We start from the raw sequence: 7,075 nt of genomic DNA on the forward strand, positions 1-7,075 counted from the left end.
GAGGTCAAGCGGTGATTGCGCGCAGTGACAGGGCGGGGCGCTGGTGGCGCAGTTCCTCCAGTCGCGCGACAACTCCGTCGATCACAAGATCACGGCGGCGATCGACCCCATGGCGCGAGGGGTAGACGGCGAACACGTCCTTGTCGGGCGCCAGCCAGTCCGGCAGTACGCGTTCGAATGTGCCGTCCTCCAACTGATCGCTGACCATGAAATAGGGCGCGCGGGTGTAGCCGGCCCCGCCGAGAATCGCGCGCATGATCAATTCCGGGTCATCAGCGGTAAAGCCGACGCGAATCGGGGCCAGCATCTCCTCTTCTCCACGGGTCAGCGGAAAGAAGCCGCGCACCTGATCCTCGTGGTGCTGAATGAACTTGAGCCGTTTGAGATCTTCGGGCGCTGTCGGGCGGCCAACAGAGTCGAGATAGCTTGGCGTGGCGAAAAGCACTGTTTCCATGGTGGCAATCCGGCGTCCGATCCCATCGGTTTCGCCCAGCCGTCCAGTTCGGATCGCAAGATCATAGCTTTCACGCACAACGTCGATCAGCCGGTCCTCGATCCGCATGATGATCTTGAGATCCGCATGGGTCTGGTCCAGTTCCAGCAGCAGCGGGCCGATCAACTTGCGCCCCAGAAACGTATTGACGCTGATGCGAAAATCGCCGGACAGGCTGTTGTTGAGCTGATCCAGCTCGACCGTCATCCTGTCGTAACCGCCAAGCAGCATCTGGGCATGGGCATAGACCAGTTCACCGGACCGGGTCGCAAGCACCCCCTGCGCCGTGCGGTGAAGCAGCTGGTGGCCGACCTCGGCCTCCAGCCGCTTGATCTGCTGGCTGACCGCAGATTGGGTCAACCCGCGACGTTGGGCGGCACGATTGAGGCTGCCTTCATCCAGCGCAACGGCAAACGTTTCGAGAAGGGTCAGCCTGTCCATGGGGTGCCTTATAAATGTTGCTTATATCTGATATAAGCCGAAATGGGCTGCTCTGGCCAAATGGCAAGGAATAAATCACTATTGTCCGTATTCAACTCGGATGAGCATATTGGAGTTCCTTATGACTTTGTCTCGCAGATCTTTGCTAAAACAGGCCGGGCTTGGCGCTGCTTCGCTTGCGCTTCCTTCCTTTGCAACCGGGGTGCAGGCCGCCCCGGCCGGCCCGGCGCCGGTCCTGCATCAATTCAAATTGGGGGATGTGACGATCACGGCGCTGTTGGATGGGCATCTGCCGATCCCGGCCAGTGTTTTTTCCGGGTATGACGCCGCCCGCGCCGAAGAAACCCTGGCGGGGAGTTTTTACCAGGCGAATGCCCAGGGGCTGGAAATCCCGGTGAATGGCTATCTGGTGGAGCGGGCAGGCGCCTATACGCTGATCGATACCGGGACGGCGCAATTGATGGGGCCGGATCTTGGCGGGCTGCACGCGGCATTGGCGGCGGCGGGCGTGGACACCGCTGACATCACCACCGTGCTGCTGACCCATATCCACCCGGATCATGCCGGTGGTCTGGTGTCGCCGGATGGCACCGCGGCCTTTGCAAATGCAGAGCTGGTGGTGGACGAAACCGAATGGGGTTTCTGGCACGACGACGCCGTCCTGGCCTCGGTCCCCGAAGACAGTCGGGGGTTTTTCCAGATGGCGCGCAACAGCGTCGCCCCTTATGCCGACCGGCTGAAGCCGTTTTCGAGCGAGGCGCAGGTGGCCCCGGGACTGACGGCGTTGCCATTGCCCGGGCATACGCCCGGTCACAGCGGGTTCATGCTCGACACCGGTGCGGCGCCCTTGTTGTTCTGGGGCGATGTCGTGCACAGCACCGCCCTGCAGTTTGCCAACCCGGAGTGGACCATCCCGTTTGATGTCGATCAGCCACTTGCCGCCGAGACGCGCAAGGCAATGTTCGACCGGGCGGCGGCGGACGACCTGTTGGTGACCGGGATGCACCTGGATTTCCCGGGCCTTGGCCGGGTGCGACGCGCGGGCGCGGGGTTTGCCTTTGACCAGGCGCCCTGGCAATTCGGGCTCTGACTGCCCGCAATTCCGGCCTTGGGCCGCGCTGTATCAAATGCCACTCCCTTTGGCTGGGAGTGGCGCATTCCCTTGTTTCCTTCGCGATCCCTATGCGCTAAAGCCAGCGGGACCAGCGCGAAGGAGCCATGAGATGACCAGCGGCAAGAACGGTTTGACCTATGCGGATGCAGGGGTGGATATTGATGCGGGCAATGCCCTGGTAGACCGGATCAAACCGGCGGCCAAACGCACCGACCGCCCCGGCGTCATGAGTGGCCTTGGTGGCTTTGGCGCGTTGTTCGACCTGAAGGCCGCCGGATTCGACGACCCGATCCTTGTCGGTGCGACGGACGGTGTTGGCACCAAGCTGCGTATCGCGATTGACACCGGTCACGTCGAGGGCGTCGGTATTGATCTGGTGGCCATGTGTGTGAACGATCTGGTGTGCCAAGGGGCTGAGCCCTTGTTCTTTCTCGATTATTTCGCCACAGGCAAGCTTGAAACAGAGGTCGCGGCCCGGGTGATCGAGGGGATTGCAGAGGGCTGTCGCCGGTCTGGTTGTGCGCTGATCGGCGGCGAGACCGCGGAAATGCCAGGCATGTACCCCAAGGGCGATTTCGACCTTGCGGGGTTTGCTGTCGGTGCGATGGAACGTGGCGCTGTGCTGCCGCGTGAGGTTGCCGAGGGCGATGTCCTGCTGGGGCTGCGGTCCGATGGTGTGCACTCCAACGGCTATTCACTGGTGCGCAAGATCGTCAAATACTCCGGCCTGGGCTGGGATGCGAACAGCCCCTTCAGCCGTGGCAAGCTGGGCGAAGATCTGCTGACGCCGACGCGGCTTTATGTGAAATCCATTTTGGGCGCGTTGCGTGCCGGTGGCGTCAATGCCCTCGCGCATATTACGGGCGGCGGCCTGACCGAGAACCTGCCACGGGTGCTGCCTGAGGGGCTGGGCGCCGAGATCGACCTTGGAGCCTGGACGCTGCCACCGGTGTTCAAATGGCTCGCAGAGACGGGTGACATCGACGAGGCGGAAATGCTCAAGACCTTCAACTGCGGCATCGGCATGATCGTCGTTGTCAAAGCAGACCAGGCCGATGCGGTGAGCCAGGTGTTGACCGAGGGCGGCGAAACCGTCAGCCGTCTGGGCACCGTGACCGTCGGTGAAGGGGTGCGCTATACAGGCGGACTGCTGTGAGTGAGAAGACGTCTGTAGCGGTCCTCGTATCGGGGGGCGGCTCCAATATGGTGGCGCTTGTGGACAGTATGTTGCAGGACGGTGCCCATCCCGGGCACCCCTGTCTGGTGCTGTCCAACAATGCGGATGCCGGTGGGCTGGCGAAGGCGGCCGAACGTGGCATCGCCACCGCTGTGGTCGATCACCGCCCCTTTGGTCCGGATCGCGCCGCCTTTGAGGCGGAGCTGATCAAACCGATCCTCGACGCCGGGGCGGAGGTGGTCTGTCTTGCGGGGTTCATGCGGGTTCTCACGGCGGGCTTTGTCAGCCAGTTCGAGGGACGGATGCTGAATATTCATCCCTCGCTGCTGCCCAAATACAAAGGTCTTCACACCCATGCACGGGCGCTGGAGGCCGGCGACGCGAAACATGGATGTTCGGTCCACGAGGTGACGCCGCTGTTGGACGACGGGCCGGTGCTGGGACAGGCAGAGGTGCCGATCTTGCCCGGTGACACGCCGGATCAGCTTGCCAGCCGGGTGCTGGTGCAGGAACATCGCCTCTATCCGCTTGTCTTGTCCCGTTTTTTGCGCGGCGAGCGGGCTCCGGTCTATCTGGATTGACTGCTGGTGCGAGAGGGTTTGCAACCAAACCCGCAGCAGCGTATCAACAAAGAACCGAGCGGACGTAACTTTCAAAAAAACCGGCAAAGACGCATTTGATGAGAACCCTGACGACAACAGACGAGCTGCGCAGTTTCTGTGAAGAGGCCGCGAAACATCCCTATGTGACGCTCGACACCGAGTTCCTGCGAGAGCGGACCTATTACTCCAAACTCTGTTTGTTGCAGATCGCCTTTCCGGGGGGCGAGGAGAACGCCGCGCTGGTCGACCCGCTGGGCGCGGATTTGTCGCTGGCGCCGCTCTATGATCTCTTTCGCAACGAAAATGTGGTCAAGGTCTTTCATGCGGCCCGTCAGGATCTGGAGATCTTCTGGGTCGATGCCGGCGTGTTTCCAAAGCCGCTTTTTGACACGCAGGTCGCCGCGATGGTCTGCGGGTTTGGCGAACAGGTCGGCTATGAAACGCTGGTGCGTAAGATCTGCAAGCAGGGTCTGGACAAGACTTCGCGGTTCACCGATTGGTCGCGCCGCCCGTTGAGCGATGCGCAGAAGACCTATGCGCTGGCGGATGTGACCCACCTGCGGCAGATCTATGAATACCTGAGCCGGGAACTGCAAAAAACCGGTCGCAGCCATTGGGTCGCCGAGGAGCTGCAGGTTCTGACCGATCCTGCGACCTATGATGTGCAGCCGGAGCAGGCCTGGCGTCGGGTCAAAACCCGCACCACCTCTGGCCGGTTCCTGGCCGTGGTCCGCGAACTGGCTGCGTTTCGCGAGGAATATGCCCAGTCCAACAACGTGCCGCGCAACCGGGTTTACAAGGACGACGCGCTGGTCGAGCTGGCATCGACCAAGCCGCGTTCGGTGTCCGACCTTGGCGGGTCGCGGCTGCTGTTGCGTGAAGCGCGCAAGGGCGCGATTGCCGATGGTATCTTGCAGGCAGTCGAACGCGGGATCAACTGCCCGGCGGACCAGATCCCGCAACCGGATCGCTCACGCGAAAAACTGCAGGTCAATCCGGCGCTTGCCGATTTGTTGCGGGTGCTGTTGAAGGCCAAGACCGAGACCGCTGGCGTTGCGGCAAAACTGATCGCCCCGTCCTCCGATCTGGACGCCATCGCTGCGGGGGAGCGGGATGTGCCCGCCCTGAGCGGCTGGCGGCAAGAGGTGTTTGGCGCCGATGCGCTGCGGCTTTGCGAGGGGCGGATCGCGCTGGCTGCAAAGGGTCAGACCGTGCAGGTGGTCGAACTTTAGACCCCCGGGGCGACCCGAAGTTGCCGGCCAGACCTTGGCTGTGACTAAGCACCGTTTAGATCCGTAGGGAAGACCTGCTAACAAAGACCGGCAGGGAAACAGCAAAAGGCGCGCTCGGATCGAGACGCGCCTTTTTTGATGCGATATCGGTGCCGGGGGAGGCCTAGCGACGGCTCTCGCGGGCGTTGGTCTCCCCGACCACGCGAATGACACGCACACCGGCCAGATCCTGATTGGTGAGGCTGACAGCGGCGCGGATTGTCCGGGTCGCTTCGGTGCCACGGTAGGTTGCCTTGTCCGGGTAGGTCACGCGAAACGTAAATTCGAGACGGCCTGGCTCTTGGGGGTCGCTGGCGACCAGCGCGGCCTCATAGGCGCCGTTCCGGGTGGCCTGTCCGACTGCGGTGACAATCGCGCCGATCGGGGTGCGTTGAATGTCGATATCGACGATGGTTGCGATGGGCTGGCTGTGATCGACAGTATCGTCGTCGCGCCCAAGCAGGTTGACCCGGTCCTTGTCGGTGTCGGGGATCAGCGGGTTCGGGTTTGGTGCCTCGACCTTTGATCCGGCGGCCTCGCGAGAGTTGCCGAACCAGTTTGTGGGGTTTACGCGAGAGTCGCGCCAGCCGCCGCAAGAGGACAGGACCAATGTGCCGATCAGAAGGGCGCCGAGAGTAATACGCATGAGTACCTGCCGCAGTCAGTGTTGCTTGCAAATCTGACTACCCGATTGAAGCGGCGTTGAAAAGCGGTTGAAAACGACGCAGGCCTGGCCTAGGTCCGATCTACTCCCCCTGGACGTTGAGATGAGGACAGCCATGGCCACCGCCGCCTTTGAAGAGATCGTCGAAGATTTCGAGTTCATCGAAGACTGGGAGGACCGGTATCGCCATGTCATCGAGCAGGGCAAGGCGATGGCGCCGCTGGACGACGCCTTGAAGGTTCCGGCGACAAAGGTCGATGGCTGCGCCAGTCAAGTCTGGTTGCACACGCAGATCGAGGGGCAGGTTTTCCGGTTTGACGGGGATAGCGATGCGATGATCGTCAAGGGGTTGATCGCGCTTTTGCAGAAGCTCTACAGCGGCCTGACCCTGGCGGAGGTGCTCGCCGTGGATGCCCGCGGCGAGATGGAGCGGCTGGGGCTCAACGAACACCTGTCGGCACAACGGTCCAACGGGCTGCGGGCGATGATCGAACGGATCCGCGAGACTGCCGCTGCCGCATTGGGGTGATTTGACCCGCTTGCCTTGGGGCCGATGGCGCTGTCGTTATTCGTCGGCTGCCGCGGTCTGTCCCCAGCGGGTGACGGTTGTTTCCAGCTCGCCATAGCCGGTATGGCGATGCTCAAACGCCAGCCCCAGCCGTGACGCGCAATCGCGCGCCTTCTGCAGCAGAGCGGGATCGCGCAGTTGCGATTGGTAGACCAGCGTCGTGTAGTTGCCAAAGATCATGTCGCGCAGCTCGGGGTTGCGATCCAATCCCATCGGGCGCCAGATGAATGCATCGAACTGTTTCACCAGAAAATCGGTGAGGTAAAAGGCGGTGATTTCTCCGGCCTCGCGCCGATCCTCAAACTCTGCATTGCCTTCGAAAAACGCATAGCAATGCGGGCCGGGCACCATTTCAACGGCGAGCCGGGCGCAAGCGTCGGCAAGTTTCCCGCCAGTGCCGCAATCGGCATAGACCACATAGATCTGATCGTAGACGGCCCGATGTTTCTGCACGGCGGTTTCGACATGGCTGACGATCTGATCGGGAAACAGGTGGAGCTTTGCCGGCAGGCAGGTCAGATCCATATGGTCGAGGCCATTGAGCGCCTTGATGTCCAGAATCTCACGCGCCAGGGCGCCACAGGCGATCAGAAGGATCCGCCCGGTCTTGCGCTCGGGCGCGGCCAGTCCGTTTTCTGTCAGGCTCGACATGTCCAGGGTTCGACCACTGGGCAGGGGGGCCTGACAGAAAACGGACTGGCCGCGCCCGAGCGCAAGACCGCGCGGATCCTTCCGATCGCCTGTG

The 7,075-nt window shown here is 62.1% G+C and carries 8 protein-coding genes; 5 read left to right on the top strand and 3 right to left on the bottom strand.

The annotated features are described in order from the left end of the window. Window positions 1–4 precede the first annotated feature (4 nt). A complete protein-coding gene (locus TRIHO_RS12205; protein WP_068243869.1) occupies window positions 5–934 on the bottom strand; it encodes a LysR family transcriptional regulator in 930 nt (309 codons plus the stop codon). 121 nt (window positions 935–1,055) lie between these two features. Between TRIHO_RS12205 and TRIHO_RS12210 the strand changes: the two genes are divergently transcribed. The 4 genes from TRIHO_RS12210 to rnd all read left to right on the top strand — a co-directional run bounded on the left by TRIHO_RS12210 (window position 1,056) and on the right by rnd (window position 5,059). After that, on the top strand, window positions 1,056–2,024 hold the full coding sequence (locus tag TRIHO_RS12210) for an MBL fold metallo-hydrolase (protein ID WP_068243872.1): 969 nt from the start codon (window positions 1,056–1,058) through the stop codon (window positions 2,022–2,024). A gap of 133 nt (window positions 2,025–2,157) precedes the next feature. Continuing rightward, window positions 2,158–3,204 (top strand): phosphoribosylformylglycinamidine cyclo-ligase, encoded by a 1,047-nt coding sequence (purM, locus tag TRIHO_RS12215; protein ID WP_068243875.1) that lies wholly within the window; start codon window positions 2,158–2,160, stop codon window positions 3,202–3,204. Then, window positions 3,201–3,806 (top strand): phosphoribosylglycinamide formyltransferase, encoded by a 606-nt coding sequence (gene purN, locus TRIHO_RS12220; protein WP_068243878.1) that lies wholly within the window; start codon window positions 3,201–3,203, stop codon window positions 3,804–3,806. Before purM ends, purN begins: the two co-directional genes overlap by 4 nt. Window positions 3,807–3,904: 98 nt before the next feature. Then, complete coding sequence (rnd, locus tag TRIHO_RS12225; protein WP_068243880.1) at window positions 3,905–5,059, top strand: ribonuclease D; 1,155 nt, start codon at window positions 3,905–3,907, stop codon at window positions 5,057–5,059. 163 nt (window positions 5,060–5,222) lie between these two features. Here the strand turns inward: rnd and TRIHO_RS12230 are convergent, their stop codons facing one another. Next, entirely contained in the window at window positions 5,223–5,744 is a 522-nt protein-coding gene (locus TRIHO_RS12230) for a hypothetical protein (protein WP_068243881.1), read from the bottom strand. A gap of 133 nt (window positions 5,745–5,877) precedes the next feature. On the opposite strand from TRIHO_RS12230, the gene TRIHO_RS12235 reads away from it, so the two are divergent. Further along, window positions 5,878–6,291 carry a SufE family protein gene (locus TRIHO_RS12235; protein ID WP_068243886.1) on the top strand — a complete coding sequence of 138 codons (414 nt, stop codon included), beginning with the start codon at window positions 5,878–5,880 and terminating at the stop codon, window positions 6,289–6,291. Between the two features lie 36 nt (window positions 6,292–6,327). Here TRIHO_RS12235 and TRIHO_RS12240 read toward each other — a convergent pair whose 3' ends face one another. Next, the gene (locus TRIHO_RS12240; protein ID WP_082705128.1) at window positions 6,328–6,981 is read right to left on the bottom strand and encodes a DUF1638 domain-containing protein; all 654 of its coding nucleotides are present in this window, start codon (window positions 6,979–6,981) and stop codon (window positions 6,328–6,330) included. Between the last annotated feature and the right edge of the window lie 94 nt (window positions 6,982–7,075).

It is taken from the genome of Tritonibacter horizontis, from assembly GCF_001518015.1.
Lineage (GTDB): Bacteria > Pseudomonadota > Alphaproteobacteria > Rhodobacterales > Rhodobacteraceae > Epibacterium > Epibacterium horizontis.